Here is a 26,950-nt window from a genome sequence, read left to right on the forward strand (position 1 = left end):
AACGTTAACGTGCGGTTTAGAACGTTCAAATTTTTCTTTAGACACGGTTATATTCCTTATCTTGCACCCTCACCGAAGGAGAGGGTGCGGGATCAATATGTTAAAGCAGAGGCTTATTTGCCACGTGCTTCAATAACGGCCTGAGCGACGTTAGTCGGTGCTTCAGCATACTTCAGGAACTCCATGGAGTATGAAGCACGGCCCTGGGTCTGAGAACGCAGGTCAGTAGCATAACCAAACATTTCAGACAACGGAACCTGCGCGCGAACAGTCTTGCCAGTCGCAGTATCTTCCATACCTTCGATCATGCCGCGACGACGGTTCAAGTCACCGATAACGTCACCCATGTAATCTTCCGGAGTTTCTACTTCAACCTTCATGATCGGCTCAAGCAGAACCGGCTTAGCGCGTTTGAATGCTTCTTTAAACGCGAGAGAGGCAGCCAGTTTGAACGCCAGTTCAGAGGAGTCAACGTCATGGTAAGAACCGAAGTGCAGACGTACGCCCAGGTCTACTACCGGATAACCGGCCATCGGACCAGACTTCAGCTGCTCTTGGATACCCTTGTCAACTGCCGGGATGTATTCACCCGGAATCACGCCGCCCTTGATGTCGTTGGTGAAGGTGTAACCTTCGCCACCCGGCTCCAGCGGGAACATGTCGATAACGACATGACCGTACTGACCGCGACCACCGGACTGTTTGGCGTGTTTACCTTCAACATCCTTGACGGTGTCACGGATGGTTTCACGGTAAGCAACCTGCGGTTTACCGACGTTGGCTTCAACGTTGAACTCGCGCTTCATACGGTCAACGATGATTTCCAGGTGCAGTTCACCCATACCGGCGATGATGGTCTGGTTAGATTCTTCGTCGGTCCATACGCGGAAAGACGGGTCTTCTTTAGCCAGACGGCCCAGTGCCAGGCCCATTTTCTCCTGGTCAGCCTTAGTTTTCGGCTCAACGGCGATGGAGATTACCGGCTCAGGGAATTCCATACGCTCCAGGATGATCGGTGCGTTCTGGTCGCACAGGGTATCACCGGTGGTGACGTCCTTCAGACCGATTGCCGCAGCGATGTCGCCCGCGCGAACTTCTTTGATCTCTTCACGCTTGTTGGCATGCATCTGAACGATACGGCCAAAACGCTCGCGCGCAGACTTCACAGAGTTCAGTACGGTATCACCGGAGTTAACCACACCGGAGTACACGCGGAAGAAGGTCAGGTTACCCACGAACGGGTCGGTAGCGATTTTGAACGCCAGCGCCGCGAACGGCTCGTTGTCGTCAGAATGACGCTCAGCCGGGGTATCTTTACCGTCGTCCAGAATACCTTTGATCGCCGGAACGTCAGTCGGTGCCGGCAGATATTCGATGACCGCATCCAGCATTGCCTGTACGCCCTTGTTCTTGAACGCGGAGCCACAGGTAACCAGGATGATTTCGTTGTTCAGTACGCGCTGACGCAGAGCTTTCTTGATCTCTTCTTCAGACAGCGCTTCACCGCCCAGGTATTTGTCCATCAGCTCTTCAGAAGCTTCAGCGGCGGACTCAACCAGGAACTGGTGCCATTCGTTAGCCAGCTCAACCATATCAGCCGGGATGTCTTCATAGGTGAAGGTCACGCCCTGATCGGCTTCATTCCAGTTGATGGCTTTCATTTTAACCAGGTCAACGACACCGGTGAATGCGTCTTCAGCACCGATAGCCAGCTGCAGCGGAACCGGGTTCGCGCCCAGACGGGTTTTGATCTGGTTAACAACTTTCAGGAAGTTCGCACCCATGCGGTCCATTTTGTTAACGAACGCGATGCGCGGAACCTGATATTTGTTTGCCTGACGCCATACGGTTTCAGACTGCGGCTGAACACCACCAACGGCGCAGTAAACCATTACCGCACCATCCAGTACACGCATGGAACGTTCTACTTCGATGGTGAAGTCAACGTGCCCCGGGGTGTCGATGATGTTGACACGGTGCGGTTCAAACTGTTTGGCCATACCGGACCAGAAAGCGGTGGTCGCAGCGGAGGTAATGGTAATACCACGCTCCTGCTCCTGCTCCATCCAGTCCATGGTGGCAGCGCCATCATGAACTTCACCGATCTTATGGTTTACACCGGTGTAGAACAGGATACGTTCGGTAGTAGTGGTTTTACCGGCGTCGATGTGGGCGCTGATACCGATGTTACGGTAACGCGAAATGGGTGTTGTACGAGCCATTTGATTCCTCTATATCCTAGGACGTTCAAGTTAAGTTACCCAAAGCGGGCTGCTTAAGCCTAAGCGCCCGCTTGGTGACTAACATACCGATGATATTACCAGCGGTAGTGAGCGAACGCCTTGTTGGCTTCTGCCATACGGTGAACGTCTTCACGTTTCTTAACTGCAGTGCCTTTGTTTTCTGCAGCGTCAGAAAGTTCGTTCGCCAGACGCAGAGCCATGGATTTATCACCGCGTTTACGAGCAGCTTCTACGATCCAACGCATTGCCAGGGCATTACGACGAACCGGACGAACTTCAACCGGAACCTGGTAGGTGGAGCCACCAACGCGACGAGATTTAACTTCGACGGTCGGGCGCACGTTTTCGAGAGCGGTCTCGAAAGCTTCCAGTTCAGTTTTGCCAGAGCGCTGAGCCAGGGTCTCCAGCGCGCTGTATACGATTGATTCTGCAGTAGATTTTTTACCATCTACCATCAGGATGTTAACAAATTTAGCCAGCAGTTCTGATCCGAACTTCGGATCCGGCAGGATTTTACGCTGACCAATTACGCGACGACGTGGCATGGAAATACTCCGTTGTGAATTCAGGATTGTCCAAAACTCTACGAGTTTATTTTGACATTAAAGTTAAAACGTTTGGCCTTACTTAACGGAGAACCATTAAGCCTTAGGACGCTTAACGCCGTACTTAGAGCGGGATTGCTTACGGTCTTTAACACCGGAGCAGTCCAGAGCACCGCGCACGGTGTGATAACGCACACCCGGCAGGTCTTTAACACGACCACCACGGATCAGGATCACGGAGTGCTCCTGCAGGTTGTGACCTTCACCACCGATGTAGGAAGTCACTTCAAAACCGTTGGTCAGACGAACACGACATACTTTACGCAGTGCGGAGTTCGGTTTTTTCGGAGTGGTGGTATATACACGGGTACATACGCCACGTTTCTGCGGGCAGGCTTCCAGCGCTGGAACGTTGCTTTTCTCAACTTTCTTAGCGCGTGGCTTGCGAACCAGCTGGTTGATAGTTGCCATCAAAAGCTCCTGGTTTTTGCTTTTCGTAAACACGTAATAAATCGCCCCATACTGCACACTGGATAGACCAAGGGCAAAATATGGGGACGCAGAATTTTATGGCTGAGTCGGGAGGGTGTCAAGAAATATACAAGATATTCGGCGCGATACTGTCAACGCTGTCCGTATCGTTACCAGGCCATCTGGCGCGAATGCGCCTCGCTCAGCGTGACAAACTCGCCATAGCCGATCAGCTGACACGTGGGCGCGACATACGCCGTCAGCCCCCGCGCCAACACATCCTCCCGCAGCACATACAGCGCCACCGGCATCGCGCTCAGCGCCGTCAGCCCGGGGCTGCCCGTCAGCGCGCACAGGACGCCATCCTGCAGCAACACCAGCGCATCGCCGGGGCGTACCAGCGCCGCCAGCGCGGTGAAATCGACGCCCCCCTGCGGTGAGCGGGTCAAGGTATGTAACATCGCGGAGTCCCCAGCGTTAAAAGGTCAAAATGACATCGCACTCATCCAGCCGCGCGCGCAGCGCATCGGCCGCCAGCGCCTCGACGGGAATAACCCAGCGGACGTCGCTGCTCAGCCCGCGCGCGGCCAGCGACGCGGCGCACAGATAGACCTGCTCGATATCATACAGCGCCATCACGCCGAACGTGGCGACGTAATCACGCGCCAGAATAGCCGCTGGCTGCTGGTCGGGCAGTAGCTGGAAGACCGCGTCGCCGATAAAGAATACGGCAATATCCTCGCAGAATGCTGAGGCCGCCAGCAGTGCGTCCAGCCCCTCTCGCCCGGCGCTGGTCGTATGGGGTGGCTGGGTAAAAACAAAGGCAAGCCGTTTCATCTCTCCCCCTAAAACTGCATGGTGCGATCGCACACCAGCATCGCTTCCGCCAGCGCACCCAGGCCGCTCAGCGTAAAGCCGGGCTGCAGATTCCCCGACGTCAGCCCTCGCTGTTCGGCCGCCTCTGTCGCTACCACGCCGCGGCGCAGTCCAGCGGCAACGCAGACATTCAGCGTCACGCCGTGCTGCTGCGATAGCTGTTGCCAGGCCCGCACCAGATCAAACTCATCCGCCGCCGGCTGCGTCAGCTGATTGGCGTTGAGCACCCCTTCGCGATAAAAGAAAACGCTGTGCAGCGTATGCCCCGCCGCCAGCAGCGCGAGGGCAAACTGATAGGCACTGCTGGCCGCCTGCGTGCCGTAGGCCGGTCCATTCACGACCAGAGAATAGCTCAGCATGGCTCAGTTACCCTGCACGTCGCCGTTCTTAAACTGGCGAATGTAGAGATAGACCGTGTGCTTGGAGATATTCAGGCGATCGGCCACCTGGTTGATCGCATCCTTGATGTCAAAGATCCCCTTCTCATGCAGCGTAAACACGATCTGGCGATTCTTGGCATTGTTGGATACCGTCCGGTCGGCGTTCACCTCTTCGATGGTGTACTCCAGCGTCTGGGCCACCAGCTCATCAACCGATGAGGCAAAGTTCACCGCCGAAGAGACCTCCTGGGTCGCTTTGGGGATGAACGTCTCCATGATCTGAGAGAAGGGCACATCCAGATTCATGTTAATACACAGCAGGCCGATCACCCGCTGCTCTCGGTTGCGGATGGCGATGGTCACCGACTTCATCAGATCGCCGCTTTTGGCTCGGGTAAAATAGGCGCGCGAGACGCTGCTGTCCTCTCCGGCCATATCGTGCAGCATGCGCAGGGCCAGATCGGTTATCGGAGAGCCAATTTTACGCCCGGTGTGTTCACCGTTGGCGATCCGCACCGCCGAGCACTTCAGGTCCTCCAGCGAGTGCAGAACAATCTCGCAGTGCGGGCCGATCAGCATCGCCAGGCCATCCACCACGGCCTCGTAGGATTTAAGGATCGCCTGATCGAGCGGGGTGAAAGGACGTTCATCCAACAGATCTAGCTCGCTGATATCAGCCGTAACAAGCGTATTTGACATTAACCACTCCCATCGTCGAACCAGACTCACCCATCCCTGACTGGTCCGGAAAAAATAGCGTAATTTTTAAAAAATTTTAGCAAAGACGCTCTATTTAAATCCTTGATGGCGCCAAGGTAAATGCCTTTTTTTACCCGCAGGCGGCGCAAGCGCACAGCAAAAACCCCCTGAGAGCGGCGCCCTCAGGGGGTTTTTCTAATCAACGCGCGGCTTATTTAGTCGCGGTCGTGCTAGCCGCAGCGGCTTCGTCTTTCGCGCCCGGCGCAGCATCCGCCTTCGCCGCCGGCTTCACGTCCAGCAGCTCAACCTCGAAGACCAGCGTAGAGTTAGCCGGGATCCCCGGAACGCCGGTTTTACCGTAGGCCAGATCCGGCGGGATAACCAGCTTGATCTTACCGCCTTTCTTGATGTGCTTCAGACCTTCGGTCCACCCCGGGATCACCCCGTCCAGACGGAAGGAGAGCGGCTCACCGCGGCTGTAGGAGTTATCGAACTCGGTACCGTTAATCAGCGAACCCTTATAGTTCACCACCACGGTATCGCTGTCCGTCGGCGCAGGCCCGGTCCCTTCTTTCTGAACCAGATACATCAGGCCGCTGGCGGTGGTCTTCACCCCTTTCTCTTTGGCAAACGCCGCGCGGAACTTCTGCCCCGCCTCTGCGTTCTCTTTAGCTTCCTGCTCCATCTTCGCCTGAGCCGCGCTCTTCACTCGGCTCTCGAAAGACTGCAGCGTCTGCTCGATCTGCTGATCGCTCAGTTTGCTCTTACCGGCAAACGCATCCTGTACCCCGGCGATCAGCTGATCTTTATCCAGCTTGATACCCAGCTTCTCTTGCTCTTTCAGTGAGTTGTCCATATAACGACCCAGAGAGGCACCCAGTGCGTAAGCGGCCTGCTGATCGTCATTCTTGAACTGGCTATGGGCGGCGGCCGGTGCGGCGGTATCCGCCTTGGCTGCGTCCGCTGCAAACGCCGAGGCATTCAGCGCCAGAGCCATGGTCGTGGCCAGCGCGGTAACTTTAAAAAAAGATTTCATCCATTTCTCCAAAATTAAGGCACTTGCCTTAAATCACGATGAGCAACAGTACTGGGCTACTATAGCTGGCGCCCTTACCAGAAAACAATCAATAAGCCAGCATACAGTGTAAATTCAGACCTGTATTACGTAAAAAAGTTTCTAGCGACGCTGTGATAGGGTAGACGACTACGCAAATACATACAATTCGCGCTACCATAGCTCGCTCATCGCCCCATCCCGGCGTAATCAAGAAAGAGCCAGAATGTAATAATCGGAAAATAGAGGAATTTTTTATGGAATCATCGTCCAACGGACTGAGTGGACTGGAGAGCCGTCTGGAGCAGATGGAGAGCCGGATCGCTTTTCAGGAGATCACCATTGAGGATCTTAACCAGACGGTGATCGCGCTGCAGCTGGAGCTCGGGAAATACCGCGAGCAAATGCGCCTGCTGCTCGACAAGTTCAGGGCCGTGCAGCCCTCCATGATGGCGCACCCGTCAGAAGAGACGCCGCCGCCCCACTACTGAGGCAGCGCAGACAATAAAAAAGCGGTCAAGATGACCGCTTTTTTACAGGGACAATCCAAGAACCATTAATGGCAGCCGCAGCCGCCGTGGCCTTTACCTTTGCCCTGGCCGCCGCAGCAGGTATCGCCTTCTGCGTGCTCGTGATCGTGGTCATGGCCATGACCGCCGCAGCATTCGCCTTCGCCGTGGCTATGACCGTGACCGCCGCAGCACTCACCTTCGCCGTGACCGTGGCCGCCGCAGCATTCGCCGTGCTGATCCTGAGCGCCGTGAACGTGGCCGTGCTCCAGCTCTTCCGCGGTCGCTTCACGCAGGGCAACGACTTCCACGTTGAAGTTCAGGTTCTGACCCGCCAGCATGTGGTTGCCGTCAACCACGACATAGTCATCACCCACTTCGGTAATTTCGACCGGTACCGGGCCCTGATCGGTTTCCGCCAGGAAACGCATGCCAACCTGCAGCTCGTCAACCCCCATGAAGACATCCTTCGGTACGCGCTGTACCAGGTTGTCATCATACTGGCCGTAGGCATCATTAGCCGGAACATGCACGTCGAAACGATCGCCGACGACGTGACCTTCCAGCGCTTTTTCCAGGCCGGCAATCAGAGAGCCATGGCCGTGCAGGTAGTCCAGCGGTGCTGACACCGGAGACTCATCAACCAATACCCCGTCTTCCGTACGCACCTGATAGGCCAGACTGACCACCAGGTCTTTAGCTACTTTCATGATATCTCCTAGCGTTTGAAACTAAATCCGAGCGGATTGTAGCGGAATTTCGCGCCACTGTACGGTTCAGGATAAAAAAAGCTGCGCCGCCGCACCCGCTTTGTCTCTTCAGGGTTTAAAACGGCCAATGATCCGCCCAGGCGCCCCCGCCGGCACCGGTGGCGTCATCCGATGGCCGCAGCGCACGCACTGCACCTGTTCATGAACATGTTCATGTTCATTGACCTGCCACAGCGCCAGGGTATCCATGGCGTGACAGGCGGGGCAACGTGCCCCGGCAATAAATCGCTTCTTCACGCCTCATCCTCCGGCCACTCTTCATCCCAGCCATTCATTTGATGCTGCTCATGCAGCATCTCGCGCTGAAAGATCTCCTCCAGCTCACGTCGCGCCTCGCGAATGCGAGATATTTGTGCGATATCCCCCTGCCGATGCGGCATCAGCTCACGCAGCATGCGCATATCCAAACGGCGGAAATGCTGCTGGGCTCGATAGGCCTGATGCGGGTGCATTCCTGTTTCAATCAAGGTCTTACGCCCCAGTTCCAGCGCGCTGGAAAAGGTCTCCCGGCTAAACTGCGTCACGCCGGCCTGCAGCAGTTCGTGGGCCTCGACCCGCCCGCGGGCGCGCGCCAGAATGCGCAGCTGTGGAAAGTGCTGTTGACACAAACGAACCACTGCCATGGTCTCCTCCGGCTCGTTACAGGTGATGACGATAGCCTCCGCCCGCGCCGCGCCCGCCGCGTGCAGCAGATCCAGATGGGTGGCATCGCCGTAATACACCTTATAACCGTAGCGGCGCATCATGCTGACCACGCTGACATCGCGCTCCAGTACGGTGACTCGCGTCTGATTGGCCATCAGCAGTCGACCGATAACCTGACCGAAGCGGCCAAAGCCGACCAGGATCACCTGCGGCTCATCATCGGCGACATAGGGTTTTTCCGCACTCTCCTCCGCCGGGTTCAGCCGCTGAGCCAGCAGACGATCGAGCGCCTGCATCAGCAGCGGGGTGGTCACCATCGACAGCGTCACCACCACCAGCAGCAGCGAACTCTGCTGGGCGCTCAGCAGGTGCTGAGCGGCGGCGGCGGAAAACAGCACAAAGGCAAACTCTCCCCCCTGGCTGAGCACCGCCGCAAACTGCAGCCGCACCGCGCTGCGTATTCGCGACAGCCGCGCCAGCAGATACAGCACGGCGCTTTTGACCACCACCAGCGCGACGACCGCGGCCAGGATCTGCGCCCAGTAGGCATACAGCACGCCCAGGTTGAGCGCCATACCGACCGATATAAAAAACAGCCCCAGCAGCAGTCCCTTAAAGGGCTCAATGGCGATCTCAAGCTCATGCTGGAACTCACTCTCCGCCAACAGCACTCCGGCGACAAAGGTCCCCAGCGCCATTGAAAAGCCGAGCATATCCATCAGTAGCGCGGAGCCGAGCACCACCAACAGCGCCGCGGCGGTAAAGATTTCACGTACCCCGGTAGCGGCGATATAGTGAAACAGCGGACGCAGCAGCAGCCGCCCGCCAACCCAGATACCGGCCAGCGCGCCGAGCTTCAGCGCAATGTGCCCCCAGCTGATGGCGTGATCGGCGCCCCCGGCCAAGATCGGCATCAGCGCCAGCGCTGGCACGACGGCGATATCCTGGAACAGCAGCACGGCAAACCCGAGGCGACCGCCCTGATTGCGATTCATCCCCTTCTCGCGCATCAGCTGCAGCGCCATGGCCGTCGACGACATGGCCAGACCAATCCCACCGATGACCGCCGCCTGCCAGGCAAACCCGCTGGCGACCAACAGCCCTCCGAGCAGCAGCGCGCTCAGCAGCAGCTGAGCGGCGCCGGCGCCGAAGATCAGCCGCCGCAGGCGCCACAGCTTGCCCGGGTTCAGCTCTAGCCCGATGATAAATAGCAGGAAGACCACGCCCATCTCCGAGAAGTGCAGGATCTCCTCCACATCCCGGATCAGACCGATACCCCAGGGGCCGATGGCGATCCCGGCGATCAGAAAGCCAAGCACGGCGCCGATGCCCAGGCGACGGGCGATGGGCACCGCCAGCACCGCGGCAAACAAAAACAGCACCACCGCCGGCAGCAGGGAGGGCTCAGCGTTCATCATCGCCTCCGGCGGGCAGCGGCGCCGCTAACCATTCGGCATAGTCATGCGCCTGGGCGTGCAGCATCTCCAGCCTCTGGCGCCGCGCCCAATAGATCGTCAGCGGCGGCAGCCAGCGCATATGACAGCGCAACGCCGTCAGCTCAAACGGACGCAAAACCTCGCCCATGGTGTAATGGTTATAGCCAGCCAACTGATAGGCCCCCTCAGGCTCGCCGGTCGTGACCACCGACCGCCAATATTTATCGCGCAGGGCATATCCCCCCACGCCGCTGGCGAAACCGCGCGCAAGCACGCGATCCAGCCACTCTTTAAGCAGGGCCGGACAGCTGTAATTATACAAGGGGTGTTGAAACACGATGACCTGATGATTGCGCAGCAGATGCTGCTCATGATGAATATCGATAAAAAAATCCGGATAGTGGGCGTACAGGTCATGTACCGTCACGTTACTCAGGCGCCGAGCGGCCTGCAGCAGCAGCTGATTGGCCACGGATGACGGTGACTCGGGATGGGCATAAATCAGTAACACCTTCGGCGAGTGCGCCATGCTTCCTTCTCCTCGTGCGTCCGACCGTCGTCATTGTCGGACTTTTCAGCTACCATGCGACCCTAAATGACAAAATAGCGCCGCACATCGCCATTAGCCCGCCGCGTTATTTACGTCGCCACAACGCCAATTTAACACACTATCAATAGACGACGCTTTATGATTGTTTTCTCATCGCTCCAAATTCGTCGCGGCACCCGGGTGCTGCTGGACAATGCCTCGGCAACGATCAATCCCGGCCAAAAGGTGGGCCTGGTCGGCAAAAATGGCTGTGGGAAATCAACGCTATTAGCGTTGTTAAAAAATGAGCTGAGCGCCGACGGCGGCGGCCTGAGTCTGCCCGGCAACTGGGCCATGGCCTGGGTTAACCAAGAGACCCCGGCGCTGGATATCCCGGCGCTGGAGTATGTGCTCGACGGCGATCGCGAGTTCCGCCAGCTGGAGCAGCAGCTCGATGATGCCAACCAGCGCAACGATGGCAACGCGATCGCGCTGATCCACGGCAAGCTGGACGCCATTGCCGCGTGGACCATTCGCGCCCGCGCCTCTAGCCTGCTGCACGGCCTCGGCTTTAGCCAAGAACAGCTCATGCAGCCGGTGAAATCCTTCTCCGGCGGCTGGCGTATGCGCCTGAACCTGGCACAGGCGCTGCTGTGCCGCTCCGACCTGCTGCTGCTCGACGAACCGACCAACCACCTGGATCTGGACGCGGTGATCTGGCTGGAGCGCTGGCTGAAAAGCTATCCGGGAACGCTGATCCTGATTTCGCACGACCGTGACTTCCTCGATCCTATCGTGGATAAAATTGTGCATATCGAACAGCAGCAGCTGTTTGAATACAGCGGCAACTACTCCTCTTTCGAACTGCAGCGCGCCGGGAAACTGGCGCAGCAGCAGGCGATGTATCAGAGCCAACAGCAGCGTATCGCCCACCTGCAAAGCTATATCGACCGCTTCAAGGCCAAGGCCAGTAAGGCCAAGCAGGCGCAGAGCCGAGTAAAAATGCTGGAGCGCATGGAGCGCATCGCGCCGGCCCACGTCGATAACCCGTTCCACTTCAGCTTCCGTGCACCGGAAAGCCTGCCGACGCCGCTGCTGCGTATGGAGCACGTCAGCGCCGGCTACGGCGAGCGCACCGTGCTCGCCTCGATTAAGCTCAACCTGGTACCCGGCTCGCGTATCGGTCTGTTGGGGCGTAACGGGGCCGGTAAGTCCACCCTGATCAAGCTGCTGGCTGGTGAACTGGCGCCGCAGCAGGGGGAGGTCGGGCTGGCCAAGGGCGTTCGCCTGGGATACTTCGCCCAGCATCAGCTGGAGTATCTGCGCGCCGACGAGTCGCCGCTGCAGCACTTAGCTCGCCTGGCGCCGCAGGAGAGCGAACAGCAGCTGCGTGACTATTTAGGGGGCTTCGGTTTTAACGGCGATAAAGTCAGTGAGGCGACCGCGCGCTTTTCCGGCGGCGAGAAGGCGCGCCTGGTGCTCGCGCTGATCGTTTGGCAGCGCCCGAACCTACTGCTGCTCGATGAGCCGACCAACCATCTGGATCTGGACATGCGCCAGGCGCTGACCGAGGCGCTGATCGATTTCGAGGGGGCTCTGGTGGTGGTCTCGCACGATCGCCATCTGCTGCGATCCACGACCGATGATCTCTATCTGGTGCACGACGGTCAGGTCGAGCCGTTCGCCGGTGATCTGGACGATTACCAGCGGTGGATGATCGATCTGCAGCGCCAGGAGAACCAGGCGCCGGCGGATCAGGATGGCGCGCAAACGACCAACAGCGCTCAGGCCAGAAAGGATCAGAAGCGGCGCGAAGCCGAGTTCCGCAGCCAGACTCAGCCGCTGCGCAAGCAGATCGCCGCGCAGGAAAAGCGTATGGAGACCCTGAGCGCCCAGCTCAATACGCTGGAGGAGCGCCTCGCCGACAGCGCGCTGTACGATCCGGCGCGTAAAGAGGAGCTGAACGACATTCTGCAGCGCCAAAGCCAGGCCAAGCTCGGTCTGGAGGAGGCGGAGCTGTGTTGGCTCGATGCGCAGGAGCAGCTCGAAGCGATGTCCCGCGCCTTCACGGAGAGCGATAACGCCTGAGCCCCCCTAGGCCGCCAGCGTATCCAGCGCCCGCCCCAGGCGGGCCATGCCCTCGTCGATTTCCGCCGTCTCGATCACCAGAGACGGCGTAAAGCGCAGCGTATCGGCGCCGGCGTTCAGCAGCATCACGCCCTGCTCCGCCGCCGCATGCAGAATGTCTCGAGCCCGCCCCCGGTAGGCGGGCGATAAGGCAGCCCCCAGCAGTAGCCCCTGTCCGCGGATTTCGCTAAACACACCGTGGCGCTGGTTAAGCGCCTGCAAATGGCTGACGATGGCCTGTCGGCGCGTCGCTACCCCGGCGAGGACCTGCGGCTGACTAATGATATCGAACGCCGCCTCCGCCACCGCGCAGGCCAGTGGATTGCCGCCGTAGGTCGTGCCGTGGCAGCCCACCGTCATCGCAGAGGCGATCGCGTCGGTGGTCAGCATGGCGCTGATCGGAAACCCGCCGCCCAGCGCCTTAGCGCTGGTCAGAATGTCCGGCGTCACGCCGTAGTGCATATAGCTAAACAGCCTGCCGCTGCGCCCCATTCCGCTTTGCACCTCATCAAAAATCAGCAGCGCCTGATGGCGATCGCACAGCGTTCGCAGCCCCTGCAGAAACGCGGCGCTGGCCGGCAATACCCCGCCCTCGCCCTGTACCGGCTCGACGATCACCGCGCAGGTCTGTTCACCGATGATCGCCTCAACCGCCGTCACGTCGTTAAACGGGACGTGCACAATATCCGCCGGCTTTGGCCCAAAGCCGTCCGAATACTTCGCCTGCCCCCCAACCGATACCGTAAACAGCGTGCGACCGTGAAACCCCTGCTTAAAGGCGATAATCTGGCTTTTATGGGGGCTGATGCGCGTCGCGGCGTGGTAGCGGGCCAACTTTAGCGCCGCCTCATTGGCCTCTGCGCCGGAGTTAGCAAAAAACACCCGCTCGGCAAAGGTGGCATCGATCAGCTTTTGCGCCAGACGCAGCGCGGGCTCATTGGTGAAGACATTGCTGGTATGCCATAGGCGGCTCCCCTGCTCCTGTAGCGCAGCCACCAATGCCGGATGGCAATGCCCCAGCGCCGTCACCGCAATGCCGCCGGCAAAGTCGATATAGTCACGTCCCTGCTGATCCCACACTCGGCTGCCTTGACCGCGCACCGGCACAAACTCTGCAGGTGCATAAACCGGCAACATCACCTTTTCAAAATTGCCCCTCTCCACTGTGTTTTTCTGCGTCATCCCGCGTTCCCCCCGTTCTAAGCGGCCAAGCCAAAGTGATTTTATAATCATAAAATATGAATAATAAATCAATAAATGGCAACCCTATTTTCAGCGCCGACGCCGCGCAGGCTCCTTTGCATCCGGCCCTGCGGGGCTGAATTTGTCCAGCGTATGCTTTATCATCATCGCTTTCCCGTAACGCCAGTACCATGCCATGCTGCTGCTTATCGATAACTACGACTCTTTTACCTACAACCTGTACCAGTACTTCTGCCAACTCGACGCCGAGGTCATGGTCAAACGCAACGATGCGCTGACGCTGGCGGAGATCGATGCCCTGCGTCCATCGCACGTGGTGATCTCTCCCGGGCCGGGTACGCCCGATCAGGCCGGTATTTCCCTTGCGGCCATTCGTCATCTGGCGGGGCGCGTTCCGCTGCTGGGGGTCTGCCTGGGACACCAGGCGTTGGGACAGGTTTTCGGCGCGCGGGTGATCCGGGCGCGGCAGGTGATGCACGGCAAGACCAGCGCCATCCACCACCGCGATCGCGGCGTATTCCAGGGGCTGAACAACCCGCTGACGGTTACCCGCTACCATTCGCTGATTCTGGATAAGGAGAGCCTGCCCGACTGCCTGGAGGTGACCGCCTGGAGCGAACGCGATGGCGCGGTCGATGAGATTATGGGGATCCGTCATACCGGCATGGCCCTGGAGGGGGTTCAGTTCCATCCAGAAAGCATTCTTAGCGAACAGGGACACGCCCTGCTGCGCAACTTTCTGCGCCAGTAACACAGCGGGCGCCGTCCGGCGCCCGCTGTACGAAACCACGCGATAGCCTTACTTCATGACGCTGGCCGAGGTAATCACGATCGGCTTGGCCGGCACATTCTGGTAAGGACCGACGTTTTCGGTACGCGCCTGGGAGATCTTGTCGACGACATCCATCCCCTTAATCACTTTGCCGAAGACGGCATAGCCAAAGTCACGCTGTCCATGGTCGAGAAACGCGTTATCCGCCACGTTGATAAAGAACTGGCTGGTCGCGCTGTCTTTCTCCGCGGTACGCGCCATCGCGATAGTACCGCGCAGGTTACGCAGCCCGTTATCCGCCTCGTTCTTGATCGGTGGCTGCGTCGCTTTCTGCTGCATGTCGCCGGTAAAACCGCCGCCCTGGATCATAAAGCCCGGGATCACGCGGTGAAAAATGGTGCCGTTGTAATAACCGCTGTTAACGTAGCCAAGAAAGTTATCAACGGTGACCGGCGCCTTCTGGTTATACAGCTCCAGCTCAATATTGCCTACGCTGGTCGTCAGCATGACCCGCGTGTTGGCCGCCAGCGCGGCGGGGGCCATGGCGGCCAGCGAGAAGAGGGTGACCAGGGTAATGACGATTCTTTTGAACATGAAAACTTCCTTTCTCTGACGGGCTTTGTCAAAAGCGTAAAAACAACAAAATGGCGTAACGATTCTAAATAGCCCTTGGCATAATCGCCACCCATTTACTCAGATTTACCGAACCGCCACGCCGCGTTTTGCGCCCGGTCTATCCCTACATTAGCGGAATTGACGCACAGGACAAGCGCGTCAAATCCGATTTATCGCGCGCCTGCCGCGCTGACGCGGGGCGCAAACGTGCGTGTTGAGGAGACGACACCCCCCATGCGCTGCCGAAGCAGCGACCATCGGGAGACAACTCCGCAAAAGATCTCATTTTTTAAGCAACAAATTATTGCTTTGCAATAAAAAGAAGATTCATATCACAAAACGTCGGCATGGCTATGTTAGGATGCGCACGCTTGGTGAAATCGACCCTTCTTGTCGGATCTTCCCACGAACACGCTTCTTTTTACCTTATATACTGATATAGGCCTTGCTATGACCGACAGCAATCGCATCCGCCTAACATGGATCAGTTTCTTCTCCTATGCGCTTACCGGCGCATTGGTGATTGTCACCGGGATGGTGATGGGAAATATCGCAGAGTACTTCAATCTGCCGATCTCCAGCATGAGTAATACCTTTACGTTCCTCAACACCGGGATTTTGGTTTCCATTTTCCTTAATGCCTGGCTGATGGAAATTATTCCGCTCAAACGTCAGCTCGTTTTTGGCTTTATCCTGATGATCCTTGCCATCGCCGGTCTGATGGTCGGGCACAATCTGGCCATCTTCTCCGCATGCATGTTCGTGCTGGGCGTGGTCAGCGGGATCACCATGTCGATCGGAACCTTCCTGATCACCCATATCTATACCGGGCGTCAGCGCGGCTCTCGCCTGCTGTTTACCGACTCGTTCTTCAGCATGGCCGGGATGGTGTTCCCCATCATCGCCGCCACCCTGCTCGCGCAGCACGTGGCATGGTACTGGGTCTACGCCTGCATCGGCGTTCTGTATCTGGCCATCTTTATCCTGACGCTGTGCTCTGACTTCCCACAGCTGGGTAAGCAAACCGCCGGCGACAGCCAGCCGGTCAGCAAAGAGAAGTGGGGGATCGGCGTCCTGTTTCTGTCGATCGCCGCGCTCTGCTACATCCTCGGTCAGCTGGGCTTTATTCAGTGGGTACCGGAGTACGCCGCCAAGCGCTTCGGCATGAGCATTGAAGAGAGCGGCGGACTGGTCAGTAACTTCTGGACCGCCTATATGGTCGGCATGTGGTTCTTCAGCGTCGCGCTGCGCTTCTTCGATCTGCAGCGCATCGTCACGGTATTGGCCGCCCTTTCCACCTTTATGATGTACATGTTCGTCAGCAGCCAGCAGGGCGCCATGCTGAGCATGTATATTCTGGGCCTGGGCTTTGTCAGCAGCGCTATCTATACCACGCTGATTACGCTGGGGTCGCAGCAGACCAAGGTCTCCTCGCCGAAGCTGGTGAACTTTATCCTGACCTGCGGCACCATCGGTACCATGCTGACCTTCGTCGTCACCGGTCCCATCGTCGCTCACAGCGGAGCCCATGCGGCGCTGGCGACGGCCAACGGTCTCTATCTGGTCGTTTTTGTGATGTGCGTTCTGTTGGGGTTTGTCACCAAACACCGCCTGCATGGCCACGCGGCCAAGTAGTCTGCGCCATACCGATAGCAACGGGGCCTGCATGCAGGCCCCGTTTTTTTTTGCACGCGCTGGACTCAGCGGCGGAAGTCGACGATTTCGGCCTGCCGTAGATAAATCTGGCTCTGCGCCGGACGGGTCTCCGCGATCAGGCGGCCATCGCGCAGGGAGTAGCGCACCGGCACCTGTCGACGCACCGCGTCAAACCCGCTCTCCGCCGGCAGCACCAGCAGACTGGCGCGGCAGCCCGGCGCCACCCCATATCCCTGCAGACTGAGCGTTTTGGCGCTGTGCGAACCGATCAGCGCCAGCCCCTCGTCAATCTGGGCGTAGCCCATCAGTTGGCAGACATGCAGCCCCATGTGCAGCACCTGCAGCATATTGGCGGTGCCCAGCGGATACCAGGGGTCAAACACATCATCATGGCCGAAGCAGACGTTGATCCCGGCCTGCAGCATCTCTTTCACCCGAGTGACGCCGCGCCGCTTGGGATAGTCATCGAAGCGCCCCTGCAAATGGATGTTGACCAGCGGATTGGCGACAAAGTTAATCTGCGACATCTTCAGCAGCCGGAACAGCCGCGAGGTATAGGCGCCGTTGTAAGAGTGCATCGCCGTGGTATGGCTGGCGGTCACCCGTGCGCCCATGCCTTCACGGTGCGCCAGTGCCGCCACGGTCTCAACGAAGCGCGACTGCTCATCGTCTATCTCATCACAGTGAACATCGATCAGGCGGTCATAGCGCGCGGCCAGCGCGAAGGTCTTATGCAGCGACTCCACGCCATACTCTCGGGTAAACTCAAAGTGAGGAATGGCCCCCACCACATCCGCGCCCAGTCGCAGCGCCTCCTCCAGCAGAGCCTCGCCGTTTGGATAGGAGAGGATCCCCTCCTGCGGAAAGGCGACCAGCTGCAGATCGACCCAGGGTGCCACCTCCTGGCGTACCTCCAGCATCGCCTTTAGCGCCGTCAGCGACGGATCGGAGACGTCCACGTGGCTGCGTACGTACTGGATACCGTTCGCTATCTGCCACTTCAATGTCTGCCAGGCGCGCTGTTTCACGTCATCGTGAGTCAGCTGCGCCTTGCGCTCGGCCCAGCGCTCGATCCCTTCAAACAGGGTTCCCGACTGATTCCACGCCGGCTGCCCCGCCGTCTGCGTCGTATCCAGATGAATATGCGGTTCGACAAAGGGCGGCACCACCAGCCCCTGCTGCGCATCCAGCTCATCCGGCTGCGCAGCCCGTAGCGTGGGCTGCGGCGTAATGGCCGCGATCAGGCCATGCTCCAAGGTAATTTGCCACCACCCGTCGCGCGCGGGCAGACGGGCATTGATGACGGCGCGCAGTACGTTATTCTGCATGGCTGATCTCCAGTCTATTTTCTCTCTGACGACACGCCCAGCGGCTGAGAACCACGTAGCTCAGGGCACCGCCCAGGACAGCGTTCAGCGGAACGATCCCCGGCAACCCGTGGCCCGCGGCAACGCCCAGGGCGACGGCGGCGATGGCGTTCCAGTTTACCGCGACCCAGTCCGCCTCAGCAAAGTTGCTGTAACGGCGCCGGTTCATCAGGTAATCCGCGATGATCACCCCGCCGACCGGCGGAATGGCGGCGGAGAGGAAGGTCAGCCAGCCAACAAAGTTGTTGTACAGCCACAGCGCGCACAGGGTTCCGATGACCCCGTTGGCGACCGACAGCGTCTTGCTCGACAGCCCGGTGATATTGGCGAACCCCAGACCGGAGGCGTACAGCGCATTATCATTAGTGGTCCAGATATTCAGACCCAGTACCGCAATCGCGGGCAGCAGCAGTCCTTGGGCTATCATGACGTCGGAGATGTCAGACATACCCAGCGCCGCGGCGCCGGTCGCGCCGAAGATAAACATCAGCGAGTTACCGAGAAAGAACGCCACCATGGTCACCAGCACCGCCACCTTGGCGCTGCGGCCAAAGCGGACAAAATCCGCCGTCAGCGTGCCCGCGCTGATAAAGGAGCCGACCACCAGCGCCAGCGCCAAATTGAAATCCAGCGGCTGCGCGGGGACCACCTCACGCAGGGCATCCATTCCACCCATGCCATTGATCGCCAGCCACACCGAATAGCCGCCGAGCAGCGCGATTGCCGGTACCGCGATCGCCGACAGCAGCGTCAACGCCGAGATGCCAAAGAATACCGTCACGGTCATCAGCAGCCCGGAAAGCGCGATCAGCAGATCGGTATTCAAACCGGTCGCCTTACTGACCGGGATCGCGAACATAGCGACCCCGACGCCAAACCATCCCACCTGCGTGCCGCCCAGCAGCAGCGAAGGCAGCCAAGAACCTTTAACACCAAAGGAGAAGCGCGCCAGCAGGTGCGTCGTCAGACCGGTTTTTGCACCGATATAGCCAAGCGTGGAGGTATAGATGCCGAGGAGAAGATTACCGATGAATACTGCCAGAAGAAAATCGTGATAGCCAAGGCCGGTGCCGAGCGTGCCGCCGGTCCACATACTGGCGGAAAAGAAGGTGAGCCCCAGCATGACACAGCTTAATGCCAGAATACCCTTACGCGCCGATGACGGGACGGGCCCCTGACTGAAATTGTTATCCTGCGACACGCAATCCTCCTTAATCTCTGTGCAGTAGACAAAAAAATCTGGCGCATTCTAAAGAGTTCGCGCCAAAAAGCAAACGTTTTCTTTGCTGATTATTTATCCCGGCGGGCGTATTCCCCCGCGATCCCGCACCGGCCTTGACGCCGACCCGCAGTGGCCGTTTCTTTAAACAAGTCTGCTGCAGGCCGGCAACGAGTCTGGCAAGCTGGAGAGTCTGTGCCCCTTGGCGTACTATCCCCGCTCGCGGAATATGGCCGCCCCACAACAGGAACCCCCTAGAGGATCTCTGATGGATTACTTTCCGATATTTTGTCAGCTGCGTACTAAGCCCTGCCTGCTGGTCGGCGGCGGCGAAGTGGCCGAGCGTAAGGCCCGCCTGTTGATGGAGGCGGGCGCGATTTTGACGGTGAACGCCGGGCGCTTCACGCCTCAGTTCGAGCAGTGGCAGCGGGATGGTCAGTTGACGCTGATCGCCGGCGACTTCGACCCCGCGCTGCTCACGGGCAAGTGGCTGGCTATCGCCGCCACCGACGACAGCCGGGTCAATCAGCAGGTGCTGGCACAGGCCGAGGCGCGCTGCCTCTTTTGTAACGTGGTCGACGCCGCACAACAGACAGGCTTTATCATGCCATCGATCGTCGATCGCTCACCGCTGATGGTCGCCGTCTCCTCCGGCGGCAGCGCGCCGGTGCTGGCCAGGATTCTGCGCGAAAAGCTGGAGGCGCTGCTACCGCAGCATCTCGGCCAGCTGGCGCACCTGGCTGGCCACCTGCGCCAGCGCGTCAAGGCACACTTTCCCACCCTGTCGCTGCGCCGTCGCTTTTGGGAGCGGCTGTTCGCCCAAGATCGTCTGGCGCAGTCGCTGGCCAACGGCGATACCGCACAGACACAGCAGCAGGTGGATGCGCTGTTCAGCGCGGCACCGGCGGATCGCGGCGAGGTGACGCTGGTCGGCGCCGGGCCGGGGGATGCAGGGCTGTTGACCCTCAAAGGGCTACAGCAGATCCAGCGGGCGGATGTGATCATCTACGATCGCCTGGTATCCGATGAGGTCATGTCGCTGGTACGGCGCGATGCGACGCGTATCTTCGTCGGCAAACGCGCCGGCCATCACTGCGTTCCCCAGGAGGAGATCAATCAGACCCTGCTGGATCACGCGCGCGAAGGCAAACGGGTCGTGCGCCTAAAAGGCGGCGATCCCTTTATCTTTGGCCGGGGGGGCGAAGAGCTTGAGGCGCTGGCCGCCGCGGGGATCGCCTTTTCGGTGGTGCCCGGCATTACCGCCGCCTCCGGCTGCTCCGCCTATAGCGGTATTCCGCTGACCCACCGCGACCATGCCCAAAGCGTCCGCCTGGTCACCGGCCATACCCGCCAGGATGGCCAGCTAGACTGGTCCTGCCTGGCTGCCGCAGGACAAACGCTTGTGTTTTACATGGGGCTGAGCCAGGCGGCGACCATTCAGCAGCGCCTCTTGCAGCACGGTATGCTGCCAGATACCCCCGTCGCCCTGGTTGAAAACGGCACCACGGTTCGCCAGCGGGTCGTCAGCGGAACACTGACTCAGCTGGAAACGTTGGCAACGCGCGTGACCAGCCCCAGCCTGATCATCGTCGGCGACGTCGTCACCCTGCGGCCACGCCTCAACTGGTTTCGCAGCGAAGAGACGAGCGCGTAACCCGACGCCACGGCGCAAAAAAAAAAGGAGGGCCATCGCCCTCCTCTTCACGTTCAGATCGCCTCGCCGCTTACGGCCGCGCGACAAACCCGATCGCGTCGTAGACCTTGTCCAGGGTCTGTGCAGCGCGCGCGCGCGCTTTAGCCGCGCCATCGCGCATGACCTCCTGCAGGTAGGCCTCATCATTGCGGAAACGGTGATACCGCGCCTGCAGCTCAGACAGCATCCCAGAGACCGCATCGGCAACGGCGCCCTTCAGGTGGCCGTACATCTTGCCCTCAAACTCGGCCTCCAGATCCTCGATACGCTTACCGGTCACCCCGGACAGAATATCCAGCAGGTTGGAGACGCCGGCCTTATTGACCACGTCGTAACGCACGACTGGCGGCTCATCGGAGTCGGTCACCGCGCGCTTTATCTTCTTGGTCACCGCCTTAGGATCTTCCAGCAGGCCGATCACGTTGTTGCGGTTATCATCCGACTTAGACATCTTTTTGGTCGGCTCCAGCAGCGACATGACGCGCGCGCCAGACTTGGGAATAAACGGCTCCGGCACCTTAAAGATATCGCCATACAGCGCGTTAAAGCGCGCCGCGACATCGCGGCTCAGCTCCAGATGCTGTTTCTGATCTTCCCCTACCGGGACCTGGTGAGTCTGGTACAGCAGGATGTCCGCCGCCATCAGCACCGGGTAATCGAACAGGCCGGCGTTAATGTTCTCTGCATAGCGGGCCGATTTATCCTTGAACTGGGTCATACGGCTCAGTTCGCCGAAATAGGTGTAGCAGTTAAGCACCCAGCCCAGCTGAGCATGCTCGGGAACATGCGACTGCACAAAAATAGTGCTCTTCTGCGGGTCGATACCACAGGCCAGATACAGGGCCAGCGTATCCAGCGTCGCGCTGCGCAGTTTCTCTGCATCCTGACGCACGGTGATGGCATGCTGATCGACGATACAGTAAATGCAGTCATACTCATCCTGCATCTGTACCCACTGGCGCAGCGCGCCCATATAGTTACCGATGGTGAGTTCACCAGACGGCTGTGCGCCGCTGAAAACAATGGGCTTACTCATGGTCACATTCCTGTCCTTATCAATTCAGTTCAGCGGCGCCAGCCCTACCAAGGGCAGCAGTCCGGCAAAATCATCCAGCACGCGGCAGGGCTCGCTGGCAGCGATAGGTTCGCCATAGTTATAACCGTAGGTTAAGCCGACGGTAGGACAGCCGGCCGACTGGCCAGCCTGGATATCATTGCGCGAGTCACCGACAAACAGCATCTCATCGGCCCGCAGCCCCAAACGGGACAGCACCAGATAGAGCGGGGCCGGATGGGGCTTACGCTTAGCGACATCGTCGCCGCCGATCACCTGACCGAAGAGCGCATCGATCCCCAGGCTCTCCAGCATCGGGCGGACAAAGGGCGAGGGCTTATTGGTGATAACCGCCAGCGGGAATCCCTTGGCCGCCAGGACCCCCAGCGTCTCCCGGACGCCGGGAAACAGCTGACATCCCTGAGTGGCACTCTCGGCGTAGTGCGCGTCAAATGCACGCCGCGCACGCTGACACAGTGCGGCATCCTGCGGAGCACCGGCCCAGCTCAAGGCGCGCTGCATCAGCACATCTGCGCCGTTTCCCAGCCACAGCTTCACCCGCTCCACGCCCGGCGCCGGGTAGCCCAACGCCAGCAGCGCCGCGTCCGTAGCCGCCGCCAGACCCGGCGCGCTATCCACCAGCGTGCCGTCTAAATCAAAGGCCAGGGCCTGTACCGGAATCCCTTTATTCATGGCAGGCCTGCGCAATTTCACGCCGCATATCCGTGATCACCGCCGCATAGTCAGCGTGGCCGAAAATGGCCGAGCCGGCAACAAACATATCGGCGCCGGCCGCGGCGATAGCGCCGATGTTGTCCACCTTCACGCCGCCGTCAACCTCCAGGCGAATATCCAGACCGCTGGCATCAATGCGCTGACGCACCTGACGCAGCTTATCGAGGGTCGACGGGATAAAGGACTGACCACCAAAGCCCGGGTTTACGGACATCAGCAGGATGGTATCGAGGCGATCCATCACGTAATCCAGGCAGCTCAGCGGCGTTGCCGGGTTCAGAACCAGCCCCGCCTTACAGCCACAGGCGCGGATCAGTTGCAGAGTGCGATCGACGTGCTCCGAGGCCTCCGGATGGAAGGTAATAATGCTGGCGCCGGCGTCGGCGAAATCCGGGATGATCCGATCGACCGGTTTCACCATCAGGTGAACATCGATCGGGGCGGTGATGCCATAGTCCCGCAGCGCCTTGCAGACCATCGGACCGATGGTCAAATTCGGCACATAGTGGTTATCCATGACATCAAAGTGCACCACATCGGCACCAGCGGCCAACACCTTGGCAGTATCTTCGCCCAGCCGGGCAAAGTCTGCGGACAAAATCGACGGGGCAATTAAATACGGGTTCATCCGTTTCTCCTGGGCTTGGGGGGCCGACGACCGCGCTTAACGCTTGCCGTACAGCGCCAATAATTCGTTCACTTTGCTGCGCCCGTCAGTTTTTCTGCTGATGGTGCGCCGAACTTTCACGACGTGCAGCGCATCGGCCTGCGCATACCACTCCCGCGTCAGCGGGGTTTCATGGTTAGAGATCAGCACCGGCACCTGACGCTGGGCCAGTTCACCGGCCAACTCCGCCAGGCGCATCTGCTCGGCAAAGCCAAAGCCATTGACATGGTAGGCGGTAAAATTGGCGGTAGCGGACAGCGGGGCGTAGGGTGGATCGCAATACACCACGGCACCCGGCTGCGCGCGCAGCATCGTCTGCTGGTAATGTTCGCAGACGAACACGGCGCGCTCCGCCTTGCGGGCAAAAAACTCCAGCTCCTCCTGCGGGAAGTAGGGTTTTTTATAGCGCCCGAAGGGGACGTTGAACTCCCCCTTGGCATTATAGCGGCACAGGCCGTTATAGCAGTGCCGGTTCAGATAGAGGAAGTACAGCGCCCGCTGGTAACGATCGTCGCACAGATTAAAGGCCTCGCGGATGCGGTAATACTCCTCCGAGACGTTAAGTTCAGGGCAAAACATCTGACGGGCATCGCCGATAAAGCGATCCGTCTCATCTTTCACAATATTGTACAAACCGACCAGATCGGCGTTAATGTCCGCCAACAGGTACTCATCGTAATCCGTGTTTAAAAACACAGAGCCGGCGCCGACGAAAGGCTCTACCAGTCTTTCGCCCGCCGGCAGGTGCCGACGGATCTCTTCAATCAAAGGATATTTTCCGCCGGCCCATTTCAAAAATGCGCGCTTCTTCTTCATGCCGTCGCCAGTCAGTTATTTCTACTCTTTCAATTCGCCAGGGCGTACCTTTTCAGACAGCACATCGCGCGCGTTTTATGGGGAACCGCTTACTTTGCATCCTTTTGCACCTGGCTCAACGGGCGAGCCCAGGGCTTCATCGCCTGCACCTCTGCCGGCAGCGCCGCAATTGCCCGCCGAGCTTCCGCCGGCGTCGCATAGCTGCCGCTGACCAGCACATACCAAGGTTTACCGTTGCGGGAGGTTTCATATACCCAGTAATGGCTCAGGCTCTGGCGACGGGCAAACGCATTCAGCGTCGTGGGCTGTGAGGCACCGCTCAGCTGCAGCGTATAGTGGCTGCCCGGAGCGCTCTTCAGCGCACCCGCGCTGCTGCCCGCGCTCTGCGGCAGATGCGCCGCCGGTTTACCACTGCTCCCCACCACCGGCAGGTGCGCCGTTTGCTTCGGCGTGCTGGGTGCCCGCGCTGCGCTCTTCTCGCTGTGGCGGACCGGCGCACGCTCCTCCCGACGCGGCGGCGTCTTGGGCCGCGGCGTCGATTCGACCGCCGCTTTCGGCGCGACGCGCGCTGCGCCGCTGGCCAGCGTTGCCGGCTCTGTCGGTAGCGTGCCGGCCTGCGGCATCGCATCCAACGCCCCCTGCTGCTGGGTCAGCGCGTCGGAAACGGAGTTCCCCGCCAGATCGATCCGCTGCTGCCCGCTCTCCTGCGCCGCCGGCGCAGACTGCGTTGGCGTAGGCGATACGGCAGGCATCGTGATCGGCTGCGGCTGACCCGGCTGAGCGGAGTTACTTACCCCACTGCCGTCCTGAACGTCGGTCACGTTGCTTCCGGCGCTGCCGTTGGTCATGGAAGAGGCGCCGGACAGACTAATCTCTCTGGCGCTGCCCGCCGTCGCAGACTGAGCGGTGCTCCCCTTGGAAGGCGACTTCAGCGCCGATCCGATCGCCACGATCACCACCAGTAATACCAGGACACCGGCGCCGATCATCAGATGCTGACGCGATACCGTCAGACGCGGCGTCGCGGGACGTCGGCTGCGCGCACGCGGCGGACGACGATCGCTGGCGTCCGGTTTTAACTCATCGTCTGCTTTAAACTCTTCTTGATCCATCTCACCCTCCACTTAGAGGCAAAGCCGGCCGTACCGCGCCGGAGACTCGCAAATTAACCGCTCAGGCCAGGCAGTCCGCAATCGCGTCCCGCACGACATCATGGCTTACCCCGGCGAACACCTCTGCGCTGCCGATAGCGGTCGGCAGCACCAGCCGCAGGGTTCCCCCCAGCACCTTCTTGTCACGCAGCATATGCGGCAGATAGGCGTCAGGGGCCATACCGGCCGGTCCCCGCACCGGCAGCCCGGCGCGCGTCAGCAGCGCCGACATCCGCTCAGCCTGCTGCGGCTGCAGATAGCCCAGACGGCAGGCCACGCGAGCCGCCATCATCGTACCCGCGGCCACGGCCTCGCCGTGCAGCCAGTTGCCATAGCCCATCTCAGTCTCAATGGCATGACCAAACGTATGGCCGAGATTCAACAGCGCCCGACGGCCCTGCTCGCACTCGTCCTCTGCCACCACCTGCGCCTTCAGCTCGCAGCAGCGGCGGATACAGTAGACCAGCGCGGCCGGCTCCAGACGCAGCAGCGCATCCATCTGCGTCTCAAGCCAACGGAAAAAATCGGCATCCATGATGATGCCGTATTTAATGACCTCCGCCAGCCCGGAGGCGAGCTCGCGCGGCGGCAGGGTCTGCAGACAGTCGATGTCGATCGTCACGCTGGCCGGCTGATAAAACGCGCCGATCATGTTCTTACCCAGCGGATGATTGACCGCGGTCTTCCCGCCCACCGAGGAATCCACCTGCGCCAACAGCGTTGTCGGCACCTGAATGAAGCGTACCCCGCGCTGATAGCATGCGGCGGCGAAACCGGTCAGATCGCCGATCACGCCGCCCCCCAGCGCCACCAGCGTGGTATCTCGCCCGTGGTTGTTCTCCAGCAGCGCGCTGAATACCTGATCCAGTACGCTCAGTGACTTAAACTGCTCACCGTCGGGTAGGATCACCTGCCCGACGCGTACGCCGGCCCGTTCCAGCGTGCGCTGAACCGGCGCCAGGTACAGTTTGGCCAGGGTTTCGTTGGTGACCAGCATAGCCTGCTCGCCGGATCGCAGCGGCCAGAAAGCCGCCTCCTGTGTAAAAAGCCCACTGGCGATACTGATCGGGTAGCTGCGCTCCCCGAGCGTTACGGTGATCCTTTCCACGGCCTGCCTGCCCCCTGTTACAACGCTAGTTCCTCAGCCAACCGTTCAGTTGTTTTCCAGCAAATGGATAATCTGGTTGGCCACCACTTTGGCGCTCTGCTCATCCGTGCGGATAGTCACATCAGCAATCTCTTCATACAGCGGATTGCGTTCCTGCGCCAGCTGCTCCAGCACCTCGCGCGGCGTATCTACCTGCAGCAACGGGCGTTTTTTGTCGCGCTGCGTGCGCGCCAGCTGTTTTTCAATGGTAGTTTCCAGATAGACGACCACGCCCCTCGCAGACAAGCGATTGCGGGTCTCGCGGGATTTGACGGAGCCGCCCCCGGTCGCCAGCACGATGCCTTGCTTTTCCGTCAGTTCATTGATGACTTTCTCTTCGCGATCGCGAAAGCCCTCTTCGCCCTCAACGTCAAAGACCCAGCTCACATCGGCGCCGGTACGACGTTCGATCTCCTGGTCGGAGTCGAAGAATTCCATGTTCAGCTGCTGCGCTAACTGACGGCCAATAGTACTTTTGCCGGCACCCATAGGCCCAACCAGAAAGATATTGCGTTTCTCTGCCATGTTTTCGGTACTACTAAGACAATACGTTAATGATAACCCGCCCCGC

The 26,950-nt window shown here is 59.5% G+C and carries 28 protein-coding genes; 5 read left to right on the forward strand and 23 right to left on the reverse strand.

Features of this window, described 5'->3' with window-relative positions:
• Nucleotides 1-113: 113 nt before the first annotated feature.
• The 8 genes from fusA to fkpA form a co-directional block, all read right to left on the reverse strand.
• Nucleotides 114-2,222, reverse strand: coding sequence for an elongation factor G (gene fusA, locus BRD58_RS16650; protein ID WP_012850032.1), 2,109 nt, complete (start codon nucleotides 2,220-2,222; stop codon nucleotides 114-116).
• Nucleotides 2,223-2,317: 95 nt separating this feature from the next.
• Nucleotides 2,318-2,788, reverse strand: a complete 471-nt coding sequence (rpsG, locus tag BRD58_RS16655) for a 30S ribosomal protein S7 (RefSeq protein WP_012850033.1) — start codon at nucleotides 2,786-2,788, stop codon at nucleotides 2,318-2,320.
• Nucleotides 2,789-2,884: 96 nt separating this feature from the next.
• Complete coding sequence (rpsL, locus tag BRD58_RS16660) at nucleotides 2,885-3,259, reverse strand: 30S ribosomal protein S12 (RefSeq protein WP_012850034.1); 375 nt, start codon at nucleotides 3,257-3,259, stop codon at nucleotides 2,885-2,887.
• Between the two features lie 170 nt (nucleotides 3,260-3,429).
• The gene (tusB, locus tag BRD58_RS16665) at nucleotides 3,430-3,720 is read right to left on the reverse strand and encodes a sulfurtransferase complex subunit TusB (protein WP_012850035.1); all 291 of its coding nucleotides are present in this window, start codon (nucleotides 3,718-3,720) and stop codon (nucleotides 3,430-3,432) included.
• A 16-nt stretch (nucleotides 3,721-3,736) separates the two neighbouring features.
• The gene (gene tusC / locus BRD58_RS16670) at nucleotides 3,737-4,096 is read right to left on the reverse strand and encodes a sulfurtransferase complex subunit TusC (protein WP_012850036.1); all 360 of its coding nucleotides are present in this window, start codon (nucleotides 4,094-4,096) and stop codon (nucleotides 3,737-3,739) included.
• Nucleotides 4,097-4,104: 8 nt separating this feature from the next.
• Nucleotides 4,105-4,494: a sulfurtransferase complex subunit TusD gene (tusD, locus tag BRD58_RS16675; protein ID WP_012850037.1), complete on the reverse strand. Its 390-nt coding sequence runs from the start codon at nucleotides 4,492-4,494 to the stop codon at nucleotides 4,105-4,107.
• A gap of 3 nt (nucleotides 4,495-4,497) precedes the next feature.
• Nucleotides 4,498-5,214, reverse strand: a complete 717-nt coding sequence (locus tag BRD58_RS16680) for a helix-turn-helix transcriptional regulator (RefSeq protein ID WP_012850038.1) — start codon at nucleotides 5,212-5,214, stop codon at nucleotides 4,498-4,500.
• A 211-nt stretch (nucleotides 5,215-5,425) separates the two neighbouring features.
• Nucleotides 5,426-6,250 carry an FKBP-type peptidyl-prolyl cis-trans isomerase gene (gene fkpA, locus BRD58_RS16685; protein ID WP_015462415.1) on the reverse strand — a complete coding sequence of 275 codons (825 nt, stop codon included), beginning with the start codon at nucleotides 6,248-6,250 and terminating at the stop codon, nucleotides 5,426-5,428.
• Between the two features lie 275 nt (nucleotides 6,251-6,525).
• On the opposite strand from fkpA, the gene BRD58_RS16690 reads away from it, so the two are divergent.
• Nucleotides 6,526-6,759: a protein SlyX gene (locus BRD58_RS16690; RefSeq protein ID WP_012850041.1), complete on the forward strand. Its 234-nt coding sequence runs from the start codon at nucleotides 6,526-6,528 to the stop codon at nucleotides 6,757-6,759.
• Between the two features lie 65 nt (nucleotides 6,760-6,824).
• Here BRD58_RS16690 and slyD read toward each other — a convergent pair whose 3' ends face one another.
• From slyD to kefG, 4 genes are all read right to left on the reverse strand, one after another.
• The gene (slyD, locus tag BRD58_RS16695; RefSeq protein WP_012850042.1) at nucleotides 6,825-7,487 is read right to left on the reverse strand and encodes a peptidylprolyl isomerase; all 663 of its coding nucleotides are present in this window, start codon (nucleotides 7,485-7,487) and stop codon (nucleotides 6,825-6,827) included.
• Between the two features lie 108 nt (nucleotides 7,488-7,595).
• Nucleotides 7,596-7,784 (reverse strand): YheV family putative zinc ribbon protein, encoded by a 189-nt coding sequence (locus BRD58_RS16700; protein ID WP_012850043.1) that lies wholly within the window; start codon nucleotides 7,782-7,784, stop codon nucleotides 7,596-7,598.
• Nucleotides 7,781-9,607 (reverse strand): glutathione-regulated potassium-efflux system protein KefB, encoded by a 1,827-nt coding sequence (gene kefB, locus BRD58_RS16705; protein ID WP_015462416.1) that lies wholly within the window; start codon nucleotides 9,605-9,607, stop codon nucleotides 7,781-7,783. The genes BRD58_RS16700 and kefB overlap by 4 nt, the downstream gene beginning before the upstream one ends.
• On the reverse strand, nucleotides 9,597-10,157 hold the full coding sequence (gene kefG / locus BRD58_RS16710; RefSeq protein WP_012850045.1) for a glutathione-regulated potassium-efflux system ancillary protein KefG: 561 nt from the start codon (nucleotides 10,155-10,157) through the stop codon (nucleotides 9,597-9,599). Before kefG ends, kefB begins: the two co-directional genes overlap by 11 nt.
• A gap of 159 nt (nucleotides 10,158-10,316) precedes the next feature.
• Between kefG and BRD58_RS16715 the strand changes: the two genes are divergently transcribed.
• Nucleotides 10,317-12,245, forward strand: a complete 1,929-nt coding sequence (locus BRD58_RS16715; RefSeq protein ID WP_012850046.1) for an ABC transporter ATP-binding protein — start codon at nucleotides 10,317-10,319, stop codon at nucleotides 12,243-12,245.
• 6 nt (nucleotides 12,246-12,251) lie between these two features.
• Here the strand turns inward: BRD58_RS16715 and argD are convergent, their stop codons facing one another.
• Nucleotides 12,252-13,466, reverse strand: coding sequence for a bifunctional acetylornithine/succinyldiaminopimelate transaminase (gene argD, locus BRD58_RS16720; RefSeq protein WP_012850047.1), 1,215 nt, complete (start codon nucleotides 13,464-13,466; stop codon nucleotides 12,252-12,254).
• Nucleotides 13,467-13,662: 196 nt separating this feature from the next.
• Here argD and BRD58_RS16725 point away from each other — a divergent pair, with 196 nt between their 5' ends.
• Complete coding sequence (locus BRD58_RS16725) at nucleotides 13,663-14,238, forward strand: aminodeoxychorismate synthase component II (RefSeq protein ID WP_073383780.1); 576 nt, start codon at nucleotides 13,663-13,665, stop codon at nucleotides 14,236-14,238.
• A 48-nt stretch (nucleotides 14,239-14,286) separates the two neighbouring features.
• Here BRD58_RS16725 and ppiA read toward each other — a convergent pair whose 3' ends face one another.
• Nucleotides 14,287-14,853 carry a peptidylprolyl isomerase A gene (gene ppiA / locus BRD58_RS16730; RefSeq protein ID WP_012850050.1) on the reverse strand — a complete coding sequence of 189 codons (567 nt, stop codon included), beginning with the start codon at nucleotides 14,851-14,853 and terminating at the stop codon, nucleotides 14,287-14,289.
• 471 nt (nucleotides 14,854-15,324) lie between these two features.
• Between ppiA and tsgA the strand changes: the two genes are divergently transcribed.
• Entirely contained in the window at nucleotides 15,325-16,509 is a 1,185-nt protein-coding gene (gene tsgA / locus BRD58_RS16735; RefSeq protein ID WP_012850051.1) for an MFS transporter TsgA, read from the forward strand.
• A gap of 65 nt (nucleotides 16,510-16,574) precedes the next feature.
• Here tsgA and BRD58_RS16740 read toward each other — a convergent pair whose 3' ends face one another.
• Both BRD58_RS16740 and codB read right to left on the reverse strand, forming a co-directional pair.
• The gene (locus BRD58_RS16740; protein WP_012850052.1) at nucleotides 16,575-17,858 is read right to left on the reverse strand and encodes a cytosine deaminase; all 1,284 of its coding nucleotides are present in this window, start codon (nucleotides 17,856-17,858) and stop codon (nucleotides 16,575-16,577) included.
• Complete coding sequence (codB, locus tag BRD58_RS16745; RefSeq protein ID WP_012850053.1) at nucleotides 17,848-19,098, reverse strand: cytosine permease; 1,251 nt, start codon at nucleotides 19,096-19,098, stop codon at nucleotides 17,848-17,850. The genes BRD58_RS16740 and codB overlap by 11 nt, the downstream gene beginning before the upstream one ends.
• Nucleotides 19,099-19,384: 286 nt before the next feature.
• Between codB and cysG the strand changes: the two genes are divergently transcribed.
• Nucleotides 19,385-20,770 carry a siroheme synthase CysG gene (gene cysG, locus BRD58_RS16750; RefSeq protein WP_015462423.1) on the forward strand — a complete coding sequence of 462 codons (1,386 nt, stop codon included), beginning with the start codon at nucleotides 19,385-19,387 and terminating at the stop codon, nucleotides 20,768-20,770.
• Nucleotides 20,771-20,840: 70 nt separating this feature from the next.
• Here cysG and trpS read toward each other — a convergent pair whose 3' ends face one another.
• The 7 genes from trpS to aroK form a co-directional block, all read right to left on the reverse strand.
• Nucleotides 20,841-21,845, reverse strand: coding sequence for a tryptophan--tRNA ligase (gene trpS / locus BRD58_RS16755; RefSeq protein ID WP_012850055.1), 1,005 nt, complete (start codon nucleotides 21,843-21,845; stop codon nucleotides 20,841-20,843).
• 24 nt (nucleotides 21,846-21,869) lie between these two features.
• On the reverse strand, nucleotides 21,870-22,556 hold the full coding sequence (locus BRD58_RS16760) for a phosphoglycolate phosphatase (RefSeq protein WP_069579451.1): 687 nt from the start codon (nucleotides 22,554-22,556) through the stop codon (nucleotides 21,870-21,872).
• The gene (rpe, locus tag BRD58_RS16765) at nucleotides 22,549-23,226 is read right to left on the reverse strand and encodes a ribulose-phosphate 3-epimerase (RefSeq protein WP_012850057.1); all 678 of its coding nucleotides are present in this window, start codon (nucleotides 23,224-23,226) and stop codon (nucleotides 22,549-22,551) included. The genes BRD58_RS16760 and rpe overlap by 8 nt, the downstream gene beginning before the upstream one ends.
• Before the next feature lie 36 nt (nucleotides 23,227-23,262).
• Nucleotides 23,263-24,081: an adenine-specific DNA-methyltransferase gene (gene dam, locus BRD58_RS16770; RefSeq protein WP_012850058.1), complete on the reverse strand. Its 819-nt coding sequence runs from the start codon at nucleotides 24,079-24,081 to the stop codon at nucleotides 23,263-23,265.
• An 89-nt stretch (nucleotides 24,082-24,170) separates the two neighbouring features.
• Nucleotides 24,171-25,193, reverse strand: coding sequence for an SPOR domain-containing protein (locus BRD58_RS16775; RefSeq protein WP_015462425.1), 1,023 nt, complete (start codon nucleotides 25,191-25,193; stop codon nucleotides 24,171-24,173).
• A gap of 61 nt (nucleotides 25,194-25,254) precedes the next feature.
• A complete protein-coding gene (gene aroB, locus BRD58_RS16780) occupies nucleotides 25,255-26,340 on the reverse strand; it encodes a 3-dehydroquinate synthase (RefSeq protein WP_015462426.1) in 1,086 nt (361 codons plus the stop codon).
• Between the two features lie 45 nt (nucleotides 26,341-26,385).
• Nucleotides 26,386-26,904 carry a shikimate kinase AroK gene (aroK, locus tag BRD58_RS16785; protein ID WP_005290467.1) on the reverse strand — a complete coding sequence of 173 codons (519 nt, stop codon included), beginning with the start codon at nucleotides 26,902-26,904 and terminating at the stop codon, nucleotides 26,386-26,388.
• Nucleotides 26,905-26,950 lie beyond the last annotated feature (46 nt).

Source organism: Edwardsiella piscicida, from assembly GCF_001896205.1.
Taxonomy (GTDB): domain Bacteria; phylum Pseudomonadota; class Gammaproteobacteria; order Enterobacterales; family Enterobacteriaceae; genus Edwardsiella; species Edwardsiella piscicida.

Bases quoted from the DNA above. Each gene is read 5' to 3' on its own strand.
- fusA (WP_012850032.1), bottom strand. From the start codon at position 2,222: ATGGCTCGTACAACACCCATTTCGCGTTACCGTAACATCGGTATCAGC.
- rpsG (WP_012850033.1), bottom strand. From the start codon at position 2,788: ATGCCACGTCGTCGCGTAATTGGTCAGCGTAAAATCCTGCCGGATCCG.
- rpsL (WP_012850034.1), bottom strand. From the start codon at position 3,259: ATGGCAACTATCAACCAGCTGGTTCGCAAGCCACGCGCTAAGAAAGTT.
- tusB (WP_012850035.1), bottom strand. From the start codon at position 3,720: ATGTTACATACCTTGACCCGCTCACCGCAGGGGGGCGTCGATTTCACC.
- tusC (WP_012850036.1), bottom strand. From the start codon at position 4,096: ATGAAACGGCTTGCCTTTGTTTTTACCCAGCCACCCCATACGACCAGC.
- tusD (WP_012850037.1), bottom strand. From the start codon at position 4,494: ATGCTGAGCTATTCTCTGGTCGTGAATGGACCGGCCTACGGCACGCAG.
- BRD58_RS16680 (WP_012850038.1), bottom strand. From the start codon at position 5,214: ATGTCAAATACGCTTGTTACGGCTGATATCAGCGAGCTAGATCTGTTG.
- fkpA (WP_015462415.1), bottom strand. From the start codon at position 6,250: ATGAAATCTTTTTTTAAAGTTACCGCGCTGGCCACGACCATGGCTCTG.
- BRD58_RS16690 (WP_012850041.1), top strand. From the start codon at position 6,526: ATGGAATCATCGTCCAACGGACTGAGTGGACTGGAGAGCCGTCTGGAG.
- slyD (WP_012850042.1), bottom strand. From the start codon at position 7,487: ATGAAAGTAGCTAAAGACCTGGTGGTCAGTCTGGCCTATCAGGTGCGT.
- kefB (WP_015462416.1), bottom strand. From the start codon at position 9,607: ATGAACGCTGAGCCCTCCCTGCTGCCGGCGGTGGTGCTGTTTTTGTTT.
- kefG (WP_012850045.1), bottom strand. From the start codon at position 10,157: ATGGCGCACTCGCCGAAGGTGTTACTGATTTATGCCCATCCCGAGTCA.
- BRD58_RS16715 (WP_012850046.1), top strand. From the start codon at position 10,317: ATGATTGTTTTCTCATCGCTCCAAATTCGTCGCGGCACCCGGGTGCTG.
- argD (WP_012850047.1), bottom strand. From the start codon at position 13,466: ATGACGCAGAAAAACACAGTGGAGAGGGGCAATTTTGAAAAGGTGATG.
- BRD58_RS16725 (WP_073383780.1), top strand. From the start codon at position 13,663: ATGCTGCTGCTTATCGATAACTACGACTCTTTTACCTACAACCTGTAC.
- ppiA (WP_012850050.1), bottom strand. From the start codon at position 14,853: ATGTTCAAAAGAATCGTCATTACCCTGGTCACCCTCTTCTCGCTGGCC.
- tsgA (WP_012850051.1), top strand. From the start codon at position 15,325: ATGACCGACAGCAATCGCATCCGCCTAACATGGATCAGTTTCTTCTCC.
- BRD58_RS16740 (WP_012850052.1), bottom strand. From the start codon at position 17,858: ATGCAGAATAACGTACTGCGCGCCGTCATCAATGCCCGTCTGCCCGCG.
- cysG (WP_015462423.1), top strand. From the start codon at position 19,385: ATGGATTACTTTCCGATATTTTGTCAGCTGCGTACTAAGCCCTGCCTG.
- trpS (WP_012850055.1), bottom strand. From the start codon at position 21,845: ATGAGTAAGCCCATTGTTTTCAGCGGCGCACAGCCGTCTGGTGAACTC.
- BRD58_RS16760 (WP_069579451.1), bottom strand. From the start codon at position 22,556: ATGAATAAAGGGATTCCGGTACAGGCCCTGGCCTTTGATTTAGACGGC.
- rpe (WP_012850057.1), bottom strand. From the start codon at position 23,226: ATGAACCCGTATTTAATTGCCCCGTCGATTTTGTCCGCAGACTTTGCC.
- dam (WP_012850058.1), bottom strand. From the start codon at position 24,081: ATGAAGAAGAAGCGCGCATTTTTGAAATGGGCCGGCGGAAAATATCCT.
- BRD58_RS16775 (WP_015462425.1), bottom strand. From the start codon at position 25,193: ATGGATCAAGAAGAGTTTAAAGCAGACGATGAGTTAAAACCGGACGCC.
- aroK (WP_005290467.1), bottom strand. From the start codon at position 26,904: ATGGCAGAGAAACGCAATATCTTTCTGGTTGGGCCTATGGGTGCCGGC.